This is a genomic window from Nocardia sp. CY15 (assembly GCF_009829295.1).
Taxonomy (GTDB): Bacteria; Actinomycetota; Actinomycetes; order Mycobacteriales; family Mycobacteriaceae; genus Nocardia; species Nocardia sputi.
Genome location: NZ_VUOT01000003.1, coordinates 161,852 through 175,226, shown reverse-complemented (window position 1 = coordinate 175,226; position 13,375 = coordinate 161,852). Strand labels below are relative to the sequence as shown.

The following is a 13,375-nucleotide window of genomic DNA, read 5'->3' as shown; positions in this document are numbered from 1 at the left end:
TGTCAGCGGGCGGCGTCCAATTCTCGTAGCGCTCGCAGGATACGAGCGGCGGATTCCCTCCTCCCCAAATGACCCGAGCGGCGACGCGCCTGGTCAACCCGTTCGGAGCCCAGCTTCACGACGGCGGCGTCCAGGTGCCGGTCCCAGCGCAGGGAAGGGAAATCCTGGCGGCAGGACACCTTCGGAGCCAGCATCAGCAGCTCGAGACCGCGGTCGATCTCACGGTCGACCGCGATGAGATACGAGCCGATCGCACAGGCGACGGTGCCGATCTGCGGAAGGTCCTGATACTGCGCCATCATCGGCACCGTGAGCTGCGCCAGTTGAGCGCACAGCGTCGCGGCGGCGCCCGCGGCGCCGTGCAGCACCTGGGCGGCGAGTGCGGCCCCGGCGAGCATCAGTGCGCCCGGCCCCGGGCCGAGCGCGCTGTCCGGCCAGCCGAACCGTTCCAGCGCGCGCTCGTAGCGAGCCAGACCGCCCGCGATGTCGCCCACGGCGAAAGCCAGCTCGGCGGAACTCTGCAGCACGGTGGACAGCAGTCGATTCTGTCCGGCGGCCGAGAAATCCAGATCCGATGTGCCGAAGGCGAGGTCGAGTTCCCGTCGGGCCTGCTCCAATTCGCCGATCCCGACCAGCGAAGCCACCAGCACGCTGCGGATCTCCACGATCTCCTCGTAGGCCCCGAACTCTTGCAGCAGGTCGAGCGAGCGGCGGTAATAGGTCACCGATTCGGCGTACCGGGCGATCTGGCCGCAGGCCTGTCCCAGGTGCCTGCACACCATGGCTACGCTCCAGACGTTCTCTTCCCCCAGGATCTCCAGCGCCTTGGTCGCGTCGAGGGTGGAGCCGCGCACATCGCCGAAGTTCTCCCTGATGTTGGCCCGCAACAACAGCGCCGTGGCCTTGGTCTCCGGATCGGCCGAACGCGCCGCATCGGCGAGCAACCTGCCGAGGCCACGCCCGTCAGCCCTGGTGAGCAGGACTCGGCCGACGAAACGGTTGTTCTCGCTGAGTTCGGCGGGGTTGCGCAGCAGTCGGCGCACGCGCAGGCGCAGCTCGGCCATCCTGCGGGCGTCGCTGTTGGTGTAGGCGAGATGCAGGAACATCATTTCGTAGGTGACGAGCACCAGGTCCGGACGCGGTGCCCTGGGGCCGAGGTCGACCGCCTCCAGCTCGATGACCCGCTCGGCCCAGGCGACCACCTCGAGGTGCGATCCGCGGATCACCCACAGCGTCGCGACGACGGGAAACACCGTGTAGGCCGTCGCGCTGTCCTGCCGGTCGATCGCGCAGCGCAGGGCAGCGACCAGGTTGTCCAACTCCGCCGCCACGGAGAGCGCGAGGCGGATCTGATCCCCGGTCAGGTACCGGCTCGCCACGTCCTCGGCGTAGTCCTCGGCCCATCGCATCATTCGGGTGTCGACCTGGTCCGGCTCGCCCGCGACGGCAGCCAGCTGTTCTTCACCGAACTCCCGCACCGTCTCCAGCATGCGGTAGCGGGTACCGAGTACCTCGTCGTCCAGCACGGTGAGCAGTGATTGGTTGACCAGGCCGTCGATAGCCGCGGCGACATCGCTCACGTCGGTTCCACCCGCGACCGCCTCGGCGGCCACCGCGGTGAATCCGGCCGGGAATCGGCACAACCGGCGCAGCGCCGCCCGCTGGTCGGTGTCGAGCAGATTCCAGCTCCAGTCGATCACCGCGTGCAGGGTGCGGTGCCGTTGGGGCGAGCTGCGATCGCCGTGCCGCAGCAGCGCGAACCGATCGGCGAGCCGCTCGGTGATCTCCTCGACGCTCATCACGCGCGCTCGGGCGGCGGCCAGCTCGATGGCCAGTGGCAGCCCGTCGAGGGTGCGGCACAGCTGGGCGACGACGTCCGGGTCCAGCCGGACCGCCGGTCGCACCGCCCTGGCGCGCGCGGCGAACAGCTCGGTGGCCGGTGAACCCGCCGGGTCGATGGTCAGCGGCGGTAGGGGATACACGGTCTCGGCGGTGATCGTCAGCGGCGAACGGCTCGTGGTGAGCACGGTCAGCCGGGGCGCGACGCCGATCAGGTCGGCGACCACCACTGCGACGGCGTCGATCAGATGCTCGCAGTTGTCCAGGATCAGCAGCATCGAGCGCGCCGACACCGCGTCACGCAGCCGCCCGCGCATATCGACGGTCTGCCCGGCACGCAACGTCGCCGTGTCGAAGGTGACCTCGCTGAGGCCGAGCACCGCGGCGATCGCCGCCTCGATCTCGACCCTGGCGTCGTCGTCATCGGCGCGCACCGACGCCAGCTCGACCAGCGCCACGAACCGGGTGGCCGCCGCCCGCGCACCGATCTCGTTGGCGACTCTGGTCTTTCCGGCACCGCCGGGGCCGAGCACGGTGACCACCCGGCAGTCCCGGAGCAGATCGGTCAACGCGGTGAGATCGGCGGCCCGGCCGAGCAGTGCGTTGGGCGCCGCGCGCAGGCCTATCGCCGCATGCTGCGGTCCCAGCGCGAAGTCACCGGGCGAAAGGATGGCATCCGCCGCGAACCCGCTGTGGGGAACGCCGTTCGCCGCCGGCGTCACGACGCCGGCGGAGCGAGGGGGCGCGATGCGTGCTACCGGCTCTCCGCGCAGGATCGCGGTGTGCATCTCGGCGAGCGCCGGTCCGGGATCGGTGCCGAGTTCCTCCGCCAGCCGGGAGCGGAATGCCGCGAACGATTCCAGCGCCTCGTTGGCCCGTCCCGCAGCGGCGAGCAGCCGCATCAAGGTCTGCTGCGCGGGCTCGTGCAACGGGTCGGCGGCGGCGCGCACACGGGCCAAGCTCAACGCGCCGTCGAGGTCGCCGCCGTCCTCGCGTGCGGTGAGTTCGAGCTCGTCGAGTTCGGCGAGGCGCTGCTCGGCGGCGGCACGCAGGTCTTCGGCGAGATCGCCCGGCGGCAGATCGGCGCCGGGGTCGCCGCGCCACAGCGCCCGTGCCCGCTCGACCTCCGCCAGACATCCGGGAAGGTCACCCGCGGCGCGGCGCCCGCGCGCCCGTGCCAGTCGCTCGCCTACCGAGGACAAGTCGATTTGTTCGGCGCCGAGCGTCAAGCGGTAGCCCGCCGGGCCGATTTCCAGCGCGCCTTCCGGCAGCGCCGAGCGCAACCGGGAGACCTGGGTATGCAGCGCGTTCATCGGCGATCGCGGGGGCTGTTCCCCCCAGACCTCCTCGATCAGGGCGTGCGCACCGCGGCTGCGTCCTGGCCGCAGCGCGAGGGCGGTGAGCAGGAGCCGGGAGCGCGCGCCGGGCAACGGCGTCAGCGCACCGTCACGACGCAGCGCCACCTCGCCCAGCAAGGCCACCACGACCGATTCGCCTGCGGGCGGCATCACTGCTCGACTGTGGCCGTGCGGGCCGCTGTGCTCCGGAAACATCCCGCGGTCATCGTAGGCGAGCAGGCCGGACCGGCCGACACGAATTCTTTGCCGCTGATGCGAACGCCGTCTCGCATAGGGTGACCCCCATGGCTGAGTTCGAGGTGGTCCGATCGGCTGTCATCACGGCCGATCCCGCGCGCGTGCACGGGCTGATCGACGATTTCCACGAATGGGTCAGATGGTCGCCATGGGAGGACCTCGACCCGCAGCTCCAGCGCAGCTACTCCGGCGCGGAATCCGGCGTCGGCGCGAAGTACGCCTGGAGCGGCAACCGCAAGGCGGGGGCGGGCAGCATGGAGATCATCGGCAGCGCCGACCGGGAGATCGCGGTGCGCCTGGAGTTCCTGAAACCGATGAAGGCCACCAATATGGTGACCTTCACCCTGGACCCGGTCGAGACCGGCACCGAAGTGACCTGGCGGATGACCGGACAGCAGACCGGCCTCATGGGCTGGATCGGCAAGCTCATCCCGATGGACAAATTCGTCGGCCGGGATTTCGAGAAGGGACTGGCGCGGTTGCAGCAGGCTGTGACGGACGAAACGACCTGATCGACCCGCGCGCACCAGGCGTACCTGCGCCTTCGCTCCGGCCGTGCGCGGGCTGAGGACGGACTGCGTCCGACTGCGCCCATTATGCTGCGGACATGGCTACTGCAGCGCAATGGATCGAGGGCGCGCGACCCCGTACTCTGCCGAACGCGATCGCCCCGGTGCTCGCCGGGACCGGCGCCGCGGCGTCGGTCGACGGTGCGGTGTGGTGGAAAGCGATTCTGGCGCTGCTCGTTTCGCTGGCGCTGATCATCGGCGTGAACTACGCCAACGACTACTCCGACGGCATCCGCGGCACCGATGACGTCCGCGTCGGCCCGTTGCGTCTGGTCGGGCAGAAACTGGCCTCGCCCGCCGCGGTGAAGAACGCCGCGGTCGTCAGTCTCGTCATCGGGGCAGCGCTCGGTCTGGTGCTGGTGTTCACCAGCGCGTGGTGGTTGCTGCTCGTCGGCGCGGCCTGCCTGGCCGGGGCCTGGTTCTACACCGGGGGCAGCAAGCCGTACGGCTACAGCGGATTCGGCGAAGTGGCGGTGTTCCTCTTCTTCGGGCTGGTGGCGGTGCTCGGCACCCAGTTCGTGCAGGCGGGCCGGATCGACTGGGTGGGCGCGCTGCTCGCGGTCGCGGTGGGCGCGTTCTCCAGCGCCGTGCTCGTCGCGAACAACTTGCGCGACATTCCCACCGACACCGAGTCCGGGAAGGTCACCCTCGCGGTGAAACTCGGCGACCCGCGCACCCGCACGCTGCATCTCGCGCTGCTCACGGTGCCGTTCCTGGCGACGCTCGTGCTGGTCGCGCGCACGCCGTGGGCACTGCTCGCGCTGATCGCGGCGCCGCTCGCCGTGCGGGCCAACGCGCCGGTGCGCGGCGGCAAGGGCGGCCTGGAACTGATCCCCGCCCTGCGGGATTCCGGCCTGGCCCTGCTGGTCTGGTCGGCGGTCACCGCGCTGGCGGTCGGGCTGGGTTAGCGGCGCCGAGGATCAGTCTCCGTCGGGCACCAGGATGCCGAGCACCCAGTTCACGATCGAGACGATGATGCCACCGAGCACCGCGGCCCAGAAACCTTCGACGCGCAAACCGTAATCGGTGAACGCATCGGTGATCTCGGCGGTCAGCCACAACATGAGCGCGTTGACCAGAAGCAGGAACAGCCCGAGCGTCACGATCACCAACGGCAGCGACAGCAGCTTCACGATCGGCTTGACCAGCGCGTTCACCGCAGTGAACACCGCGGCCACCGCGAGGACGACGGCGATCTTGGCGCCCGTGCCGCCTTCGGGGGCGAGAATGTCGATGTTGTCCACCCAGAACGCGGCCAGCCAGATGGCCGCCGCGTTGATGATCAACCGAATCACAAGCTGCATGGACCAATGCTAGGCCCCGGGTGGGGACATGCGCCGTGGGACAGCGGGAACCGGCACAGCGCATGTCCGCTCACTCACGCCGCACGGTCGAGCAGGGCGTGCACTTCGGGGCGCAAGGCGTGGACCGCGTCGGCTCCCCCGAACAGCCGCTGGGTGGTCGGGTTGGGCGCCCGCAGGATGCCGAGCAGGACGTGCCCGGATTCGATGGTCTTGTCCTTGCGGGCGAGCGCCTCGCGCAGGGCGAGTTCGAGCACCTTCTTCGCGTCTCTGGTGAACGGGATGTGCCGGTAGTCCCCGGCGCGGCCCCAGCCGAACAGCCCGCGCCGCGGCCCGGGCGCCGCACGCTCCAGTGCGTCTTCGCCGAAATGAGCTTCCAGCGAATCCCGCACGGCGTCGAGATCGATGCCGATGGATCGCAGCGCCTCGGCGTCTTCCGCGCCGAGCGGGTCGCCCTTGCCCTGGTCCGACAGCGTGCGGATGACGCCTTCATGGGTGAGCCCCGCGTCGGCGAGCAACGCCGTGAGCTCCGGCTCGCCCTGCGCGAGCAACCCGAGCAGCACGTGCTCCACATCGATATTCGATGCGCGCAATGCGCGCGCGTCCTCCTGCGCGACCACGATCGCCGTGCGTGCCGACCTGGTGAATCGTTCGAACATCAGCGGCTCCTGTCTCTCCGGTTGTACTTCTGGTGGACCGCCTGCTTGCTGACCTCGAGCGCCTCCGCGATGGCCTGCCAGGACCAGCCCTGAGCACGGGCATTGGCCACCTGGATCGCTTCGAGACGTTCGAGCAGCCTGCGTAGCGCGAGTACCGCGCGCAGCCCGACCTTGGGATCGGGGCTGCCCGCGGCGGCCGCCAGAGTGGTTGCTTCGGTCATGACGTCAATTTTGATTGACAAGCGCGCACGGTGTCAACAAAAATTGACGATCGGCGACGTGGCAGCGCTCGATTCCACTTTCGGCGAACATCCGGAGGCCGCGCCCCGCGCGAGGCGGGAACCGCTCAGTCGTCCCAGACTCCGGTCGCGAAGAACTTCTCCAAGACGGCGGTGGGCTCCGCGAGATCCAGCCCCTGGGACGCGACCCACGCGTCATCGAAATAGGTTCCGGCATAGCGATCCCCGCCGTCGCACAGCAGAGTGACCACACTGCCACCGCACCCTTCGGAGATCATCTCCGCGATCAGCGCGAATACGCCCCACAGGTTGGTCCCGGTCGATCCACCCACCCGGCGGCCGAGGCGCGCGCTCGCGAACCTCGCCGTCGCGATGGACGCCGCGTCCGGCACCTCGAACATGCGGTCGACCACTTGTCCGACGAACGACGGCTCCACGCGCGGACGGCCGATGCCCTCGATCCGGGAGGGCATTCCGGTCTGGTAAGCCGAGTCACCCGTTTCGTAACCGCCGTAGAAGGCGGAGTTCTCCGGATCGACCACGGCCAGCTTCGTCGCGTGCCTGCGATACCGGATATAGCGACCGATCGTGGCGCTGGTTCCGCCCGTGCCCGCGCCGACAACGATCCATTCCGGCACCGGATAAGCCTCCAATGTCATCTGCTGGAAGATCGATTCGGCGATGTTGTTGTTGCCGCGCCAGTCGGTGGCGCGCTCGGCGTGGGTGAACTGGTCCATGTAGTGACCGCCGCATTCGGCCGCCAACCGCGCCGCCTCGGTGTACATGTCCGGCGGGCGGCGCACGAAATGGCAACGACCGCCCTGCGCCTCGATCAACGCGATCTTCTGCGGCGAGGTGCTCGCCGGCATCACCGCGACGAAATCCAAGCCGAGCAGCTTCGCGAAATAGGCCTCGCTGATCGCGGTCGAACCGGAGGACGCCTCCACCACGGTCGTTCCCTCGGTGACCCAGCCGTTGCAGATCGCGTACAGGAACAGCGAGCGGGCCAGGCGGTGCTTGAGGCTGCCGGTGATGTGGGTGGACTCGTCCTTGAGGTACAGCTGGACGTTCCACTCGACGGGCAGGGGGTAGCGCAGCAGGTGGGTATCCGCGCTGCGCTGGGCATCGGCGTCGATCAGCCGCACCGCGTTGTCGACCCAGTCGCGCGGGGCGGTGCGACCACAGGACTTCACGAAGACGTCCCCGCCTCCGGCGGATCGCGTGGCTCGTCGCCGCGTAACCGCGCCCGCAGCTCGGACTTGTCGCGGCGCCTGCGCTCGTCGACCAGGGCGATGTCCTCGTTGACCTTGGCCCGCAGCCGCTTGAACAGGGTCAGTGACAGCGGCATCGCGATGATCAGCGCGAACAGGGTCGCGACCACCACGGGGATGTCCACCGACACCAGCCGCGCGGCCAGCATGATCACCGCGGTGAGCACTACCACGAGACCCAGGCGGGCGACCGTGTAGAGGGCTAGATTGCGGGCCAGCCTGCGACCTGCGCCAGCAGTTTGCTGTCCGGAAGCACCTTTTCGTGGAGTTGCGTCACGCACATCCATCAGCCTATGCGAAGCTGTTGCCCGCCCCCGGTGCACGCCCATAGCCGAGGGTGGGCGCACATCCGATTTGTCTATTACCTCCCCTTTACCAACTGTAGGTGGTTCGAGTACCTAGGGGTTTCGGTGCGACGATGGCGCCATCTGATGAGGGAACTGTCGAGAACGGAGAGGTTTGCTATGACTGCGATCACCGTCGGCGGCCAGGACACCCTGCTGACTCCGGGCCAGGTTGCTGCCCTGTTCCACGTCGACCCCAAGACCGTGACGCGCTGGGCTCATGCCGGGCGCCTCGGGTCACTGCGCACACCGGGCGGACATCGCCGGTTTCGCGAATCGGAAGTACTCCAGCTGCTCAAGTCGCTGACCACGGAGGCGACGGCACGCTGATCGCAGGGCGCGCGGACTCGTCGTGCTCGGGTCCGCGCTCGCCCACAACTCATTTTCGCGTCTGCGGTGTGCAGCGGTCACGTCCGCGGCTACCCTCGTAAGCAGGAGGTGAGCGACGTGACGTACCTGTTGGCACTCATCGCGGTGGTGGCGATAGCGGTGTTGTGCTGGAAGGCGTTCGGCCCCGAGCGGACTGGACCCACTGCCCCGCAAACGCGTTCACCACAGCGCAAGCGCGTAATCGGACCCGACGACGACCCGGAGTTCCTCTGGCGACTATCTCGCCAGCACCGCGACGGCGAGTCCGGTTCCGCCGAGCGCTGATCTTCGGCACGACCCGCGCGATAGCACGCGCCCAGCGGTATTCGGCGTTCGCGCGTTTCCTTGCTCAGTACATCAGCCGTGGCGCCGTCCGGCCGGGGGCGAGCTCGTTCCCCCGCGCCGGGCGGCACGGCGATCGACAACCCGGTTCCGGGTGGGGCAGGCGCGCTGCGGTGCGCCTGCCCCACCCCGATCCGTGCGTCACAGATCAGGGTTCTCCGTTGACGACCGCCATCAGCGCGTCGGTGAACGGCTGCCCACCCTGGATGGCTCCGCCCGCGATCGCGCCGACGACCAAGCCGATCGGGCCGGTGATGATGCTGAAGAAGCCCAGACCGATCAGGGCTCCGAGCAGGCCGCCGAGCAGCGCGCCCGCGACCACGCCCACGACGTTCTTGTTCAGTTCGGCGATGAGCCGGTTCATCGAGCTGATCGGCTGCATCTCGCCGATCTCCTTGGCGCCCGCCACCGGGGTGAGCGCGAGCCGCCGTCCGCTGTCGCTGATTTCGTGCGCGACCGACAGCTTGCTGCCGGAAACCTCGAAGCTCAGCGGCACTTCGGCCACCACGGCTCCGGTGTCGGAGGTCAGCTTGATCTTGGTGCCGTCGTCCACCACGGCGAAGGTGCCGTGCTCGACGGCGGTGGTGATGGCTCCCGTCTCGCGGGAAACCGTGGTGCGGTAGTCGACGCCCTCCTCGACACCGGTTGTCGCGATCTCTCGATCTGGCTCTACGGGTTGCGCGTTCGCGGCCCCCGCGGTGATGCCCAGTGCGGCAACCGCACCGAGCGTTATAGCGGCAATAGTGCCGAACTTCATTGTGGAATTCCTTCTCACCGAGACACCCGGCTCCGGAGGCCGGATGGCGTGTGACTGTACAGCGCCCGTGACTTGTTTCCAGATCTGGCTGTCGGCACACGCAATCGTGATCGTTCGTTATCGGATTGTGATCACTTCGCCAACGATGAGGCCACGCAGGTGGATTCCCGGGGCGGATCACTGGTTATGGGAAGGAAAACTCGACGCGGACGTGCCGCGTAGTGTATGCATGGCGTGGTCTTCAATCCGCAAGATTCACAACTTCGGGTCGCTAGGTGGGTTCGAAGGGTTTACAGCTCTGGAGGACGTGACGTGTCGCGCCAACGTGTCCGTGCCGGTATCACCCTGGCCGCCTTCATGGTCGGGACCGGGCTGGCGGCCGCCCTCGTGGTCTTCGCCGCCGTCTCGATGACCGGCCCCGCCGAGGAGCCGGCCAACGCCGCCCAGACCGCCTCGGCGCCGACTACATCGGCGCCGCCGCCCACCACCGAGGAGCCGCTGCCGACCAGCACGGAGGCGCCGCCGACCACGTCGGCGATGCGCGGCGCGTCGAACAAGAGCGCCACGAGCCTGCAGGTGAACATCGGCGACTGCGTGCGCCTCGGCGGCGCGGGCGGGATCGACAAAACCGCCTGTGGCAGCGCCAACTCCACTTACAAGGTCATCGAGAAGGCGCCGGCGAACGCCGCGTGTCCCACCGACGCCGACCGCACCTACCACGAAACCCTGCACGGCGCCGCGCAGGCCGCGCTGTGCCTGGACATCGACTGGGTGGTCGGCGGGTGCATGGAACTGACCCCGGACAACCCCAAGCGACTGGACTGCGCCACACCCGCACCGGGCGCCGTCCAGGTGATCGACATCAAACAGAACACCGTCGACGTCAACGCCTGCGGCTCGGCCGACAGCGGAATCGTCTACCAGCAGCGCCATTTCGTCGTGTGCGTGGCACGGCTCTAGAACGTCCGCCGCGGCCGTCGTAGCACGCTGCCGCCTCCGCAACCCGGCCACGTGCGCGGTCTTATCAACAGACATGCGAAGTCTCGTGTCCCATTGGACAGTGGGTCCCGAAGCGTTATTGGTTCGGGCAGTTGATATTTCGTGTGTTGCCAACTCGCGCTTTGCGACCCTTGGTCACTGACCTCAGAGACCGAAGTCGGACTCGCGCAATTCCGCCCACATTGTGAAAACGTTTTCATCCAGATTTCTGGCGCAAACGATTCAATAAAACCGACTATTTCGGTGAGTAGCGCTTCGGGCATGCACCCATCAGACTGCGTCGTCGAGTGGCAGACCCATGAGCACCGCATCCCACAGCTCGCCCCCGCGGCGTCGGTAATGCCCTCGCAACACGCCTTCGACTTCGAAACCGGCCCGGTCGTACAGCGCCATCGCGGGCTGATTGTGTGGCCATACCTGCAGAGTCACCTTGTGAGCACCCTGGTCCCGGGACCAACCGATGACTCGGTCGAGCAGCGCCGTTCCGATTCCACGTCCTCGTCGACCCGTCGCGACCATCATGGCGAAAACTGTGACGCCAGGCGTGGTGAAGTAAACCGTCGCCGTGCCCGCGAGGCTTCCGTCGATCTCCGCCACGAAGACACCGCAGCCATCATCGCCGAGATTCGATCGCACGTGGCGGGCAGCGTCTTCCGTATCGAACGGCGCCTCGGCACCGATCCATTTGCCCTCCGCCGCGACCGCGACGCGCAATTGGACGATCCCGTCGACGTCCGCCGGTATCGCAGCACGGACGATCGGCGCGCCACACAGCGATCGCGGACTCTTCGATCGGGTCGGCGCCAGCCGCGCGTACATGTACATGTCGCGACGGCTTTCGCCGACTTGCTGCCACCCACGCAGGAGCCCTTCGCGCCGGAAGCCCGCCCGCTCGGCGGTCCGGACGGACGCCGTGTTCCACGGTTCCACGTAGAGCTGCAACCGGGGAGCGCGGAGCTGCTCGAACGACCAGGCGGTAACTGTCCGCAGTGCGTGCGCGGCAATGCCCTGTCCCCGAGCGGACCTCACCAACCAGTAGCCGATCGACGCTCGGCCCTCCCGGAGATCTCTCACCCACACTCCGATACTGCCGAGCGGCTTACCGTCCACAGCTCGCTCGATCACGAAGGGGTACCCGCTCCCGCTCGAGACCCGCTCCCACTGACGCTCGATGAACCTCGTCGCCTCCTCGGCGGAGTAAACCGACGGCACGCTGGTGATCAACGGGATCAGATCGTCGTCGGCCGCTTCCCGCACCAACTCGGAATCCGCAGAAGACATCGACCACGGTCGGAGCACCAACTCCCCTGCCGCCGCGGTCAATTCCGGCACTCGACGTTCCCCGGCCGTACCCCAGTTCTCCCGCATCACACGATGATCACCGAGCGGGATCACGACCGCCAATGGTTTCGGCCGCGATGCCGACCCGTCAGGATTCGAGTTCGGTCCACGGGATGCTGATCGGGAACGGGAAATCGAACTCGATGCCATCCGGGTTCTGGTGGGTCCACTCGGCGGCGAGGATGTAGTTGGCGGTGCGGAGCGGGTGGACCCCGTCCGGGAGCTGAGCGTGGCCGATATCGAGGCCGTAAGCGCGAACGGTGGCGATGACGCTGCTCTCACGGGCCAGTGCCACCTCCCAATACCACGGGATCCCGGCGCCGGCGTAGCGTCCCTTCTTGGCTTCTACGTCGGTCTGCGTGTTGCCGGGCGACAAGACTCCGCCGACCAGGCTGACGTCGCTGCCGCGCACGTCCTGATAGGGGGCTCCGAGACAACGGTGGACCAGGAAATCCGGTGTCAGGAAGTTGGACTTGCCCGTGCGACCCAAAAAGACGTTCGTCTCGGTGGTGACACGCCAGCACTGTTCGGGATTCTCCGACATGATTTTTCGTGCACAGCGTTCCAGCGTGGCCCAGAGCCGGTTGGAGAAAGTCTGATGCTCGGCCGGGCCGCGGCGCAACCAGACCACATGACCGTCCCACAACTCGATCTGCTGCGCGATCTCCTCGGGGAGTCGCTCCAATTCCTCCCACGTCATCGACTCTGGAAGGTCCGGCCGCTCGATGTGTGGCACCGACATGCCGCAATGGTAATGCCAGGTGCGAGGAGTACCGCCGGCCTCAGTTCAGTCCGGCGTACGAGTGCAGCCCGCTGATCACCATGTTGATGATGAACAGGTTGAACAGCATGGCGACGAAGGCGGCGATGTTGATCCAGGCGGCCTTGGTGTCGCGCCAGCCGGAGGTGGCGCGGGCGTGCAAGTAGGCGGCGTAGAGGACCCAGGCGATGAAGGAGCAGGTTTCCTTCGGGTCCCAGCCCCAGAAGCGGCCCCAAGCGGCCTCGGCCCAGATGGCGCCCAGGATGACACCCGCGCCGAACAGCGGGAAGCCGATGATGGTGGTTTTGTAGGCCAGCCGGTCCAGGGTGCGGGCGTCGGGCAGGCGGCGGGCGATCGCGCCCAGAATGTTGTTCGACTCCTGGCCCTGGGGCTGGCGCAGGCGGTACAGGAAGAGCATGCTCGCCACGCCCGCGAACAGGAACACGCCGCTGCCGATGGCGACGATGGTGACGTGCAGCGGCAGCCAGAACGACCGCAGGGCGGGCACCACGGGCGCGGCGTCGGCGTAGAGCACGGTGCCCGCGAGGAACAGCAGGAGCAGCACCGGCACCAGCACGAAAGCCCAGATACCGCGGTAGCGCTGATCGCGCAGGAACACCAGACCCACCACAATGGCGGCGGCGGTCGCCATCGTGACGAACTCGTACATGTTGCCCAGCGGGAAACGGTGGGTCGAGAAGCCGCGCAACGCGATCGCGCCCACGTGCAGGGCGATGGCGACCATCAGCACCGAGAACGCCATGTTGCCCAGCCGCTCCGACAGCGGCCGCCGCGCGGGCTCGGTGATTCGGCCCGGCCCCTGCGGTATCGATCCGCCGCCCACCGTCACCAGCTCGCGCTCGGCGACCTGGCGGCTGCGCGCCGTCGCGTACTGCCAGATCAGCAGCACCAGCACCAGCGCGTACACCACGATCGCCGTCTTGAAGGCGAAATCGCTGTACCTGGCGATGGTCTCGTCGATCGGCATGC

15 protein-coding genes are annotated in these 13,375 nt (G+C 67.9%); 5 read left to right on the top strand and 10 right to left on the bottom strand.

Features of this window, described 5'->3' with window-relative positions; genetic code table 11:
* Positions 1-2 precede the first annotated feature (2 nt).
* The gene (locus GVY39_RS07640; protein ID WP_236565325.1) at positions 3-3,347 is read right to left on the bottom strand and encodes a BTAD domain-containing putative transcriptional regulator; all 3,345 of its coding nucleotides are present in this window, start codon (positions 3,345-3,347) and stop codon (positions 3-5) included.
* A gap of 134 nt (positions 3,348-3,481) precedes the next feature.
* On the opposite strand from GVY39_RS07640, the gene GVY39_RS07635 reads away from it, so the two are divergent.
* Positions 3,482-3,946, top strand: coding sequence for an SRPBCC family protein (locus GVY39_RS07635; RefSeq protein WP_159921424.1), 465 nt, complete (start codon positions 3,482-3,484; stop codon positions 3,944-3,946).
* A gap of 95 nt (positions 3,947-4,041) precedes the next feature.
* Complete coding sequence (locus GVY39_RS07630) at positions 4,042-4,911, top strand: 1,4-dihydroxy-2-naphthoate polyprenyltransferase (RefSeq protein WP_159921426.1); 870 nt, start codon at positions 4,042-4,044, stop codon at positions 4,909-4,911.
* A 12-nt stretch (positions 4,912-4,923) separates the two neighbouring features.
* Here the strand turns inward: GVY39_RS07630 and GVY39_RS07625 are convergent, their stop codons facing one another.
* The 5 genes from GVY39_RS07625 to GVY39_RS07605 all read right to left on the bottom strand — a co-directional run bounded on the left by GVY39_RS07625 (position 4,924) and on the right by GVY39_RS07605 (position 7,754).
* On the bottom strand, positions 4,924-5,307 hold the full coding sequence (locus tag GVY39_RS07625) for a phage holin family protein (protein WP_159921428.1): 384 nt from the start codon (positions 5,305-5,307) through the stop codon (positions 4,924-4,926).
* A gap of 74 nt (positions 5,308-5,381) precedes the next feature.
* Positions 5,382-5,963, bottom strand: coding sequence for a Clp protease N-terminal domain-containing protein (locus GVY39_RS07620; protein WP_159921430.1), 582 nt, complete (start codon positions 5,961-5,963; stop codon positions 5,382-5,384).
* Positions 5,963-6,184, bottom strand: coding sequence for a hypothetical protein (locus tag GVY39_RS07615; protein WP_043699011.1), 222 nt, complete (start codon positions 6,182-6,184; stop codon positions 5,963-5,965). The genes GVY39_RS07620 and GVY39_RS07615 overlap by 1 nt, the downstream gene beginning before the upstream one ends.
* Before the next feature lie 125 nt (positions 6,185-6,309).
* A complete protein-coding gene (locus GVY39_RS07610) occupies positions 6,310-7,395 on the bottom strand; it encodes a PLP-dependent cysteine synthase family protein (protein ID WP_159921432.1) in 1,086 nt (361 codons plus the stop codon).
* On the bottom strand, positions 7,392-7,754 hold the full coding sequence (locus tag GVY39_RS07605; RefSeq protein ID WP_236565311.1) for a DUF4229 domain-containing protein: 363 nt from the start codon (positions 7,752-7,754) through the stop codon (positions 7,392-7,394). The genes GVY39_RS07610 and GVY39_RS07605 overlap by 4 nt, the downstream gene beginning before the upstream one ends.
* Before the next feature lie 183 nt (positions 7,755-7,937).
* Here GVY39_RS07605 and GVY39_RS07600 point away from each other — a divergent pair, with 183 nt between their 5' ends.
* On the top strand, positions 7,938-8,147 hold the full coding sequence (locus tag GVY39_RS07600; RefSeq protein WP_040783886.1) for a BldC family transcriptional regulator: 210 nt from the start codon (positions 7,938-7,940) through the stop codon (positions 8,145-8,147).
* A gap of 117 nt (positions 8,148-8,264) precedes the next feature.
* Positions 8,265-8,471 (top strand): hypothetical protein, encoded by a 207-nt coding sequence (locus GVY39_RS07595; protein ID WP_043733248.1) that lies wholly within the window; start codon positions 8,265-8,267, stop codon positions 8,469-8,471.
* 205 nt (positions 8,472-8,676) lie between these two features.
* Here the strand turns inward: GVY39_RS07595 and GVY39_RS07590 are convergent, their stop codons facing one another.
* The gene (locus GVY39_RS07590; RefSeq protein ID WP_159921436.1) at positions 8,677-9,285 is read right to left on the bottom strand and encodes a hypothetical protein; all 609 of its coding nucleotides are present in this window, start codon (positions 9,283-9,285) and stop codon (positions 8,677-8,679) included.
* 312 nt (positions 9,286-9,597) lie between these two features.
* On the opposite strand from GVY39_RS07590, the gene GVY39_RS07585 reads away from it, so the two are divergent.
* Positions 9,598-10,245 (top strand): hypothetical protein, encoded by a 648-nt coding sequence (locus GVY39_RS07585; RefSeq protein WP_236565312.1) that lies wholly within the window; start codon positions 9,598-9,600, stop codon positions 10,243-10,245.
* Positions 10,246-10,554: 309 nt separating this feature from the next.
* Here GVY39_RS07585 and GVY39_RS07580 read toward each other — a convergent pair whose 3' ends face one another.
* The 3 genes from GVY39_RS07580 to ccsB all read right to left on the bottom strand — a co-directional run bounded on the left by GVY39_RS07580 (position 10,555) and on the right by ccsB (position 13,373).
* Entirely contained in the window at positions 10,555-11,652 is a 1,098-nt protein-coding gene (locus tag GVY39_RS07580) for a GNAT family N-acetyltransferase (protein WP_159921438.1), read from the bottom strand.
* Positions 11,653-11,713: 61 nt separating this feature from the next.
* Positions 11,714-12,367 (bottom strand): Uma2 family endonuclease, encoded by a 654-nt coding sequence (locus tag GVY39_RS07575; RefSeq protein ID WP_159921440.1) that lies wholly within the window; start codon positions 12,365-12,367, stop codon positions 11,714-11,716.
* 40 nt (positions 12,368-12,407) lie between these two features.
* Positions 12,408-13,373: a c-type cytochrome biogenesis protein CcsB gene (gene ccsB / locus GVY39_RS07570; protein ID WP_159921442.1), complete on the bottom strand. Its 966-nt coding sequence runs from the start codon at positions 13,371-13,373 to the stop codon at positions 12,408-12,410.
* Between the last annotated feature and the right edge of the window lie 2 nt (positions 13,374-13,375).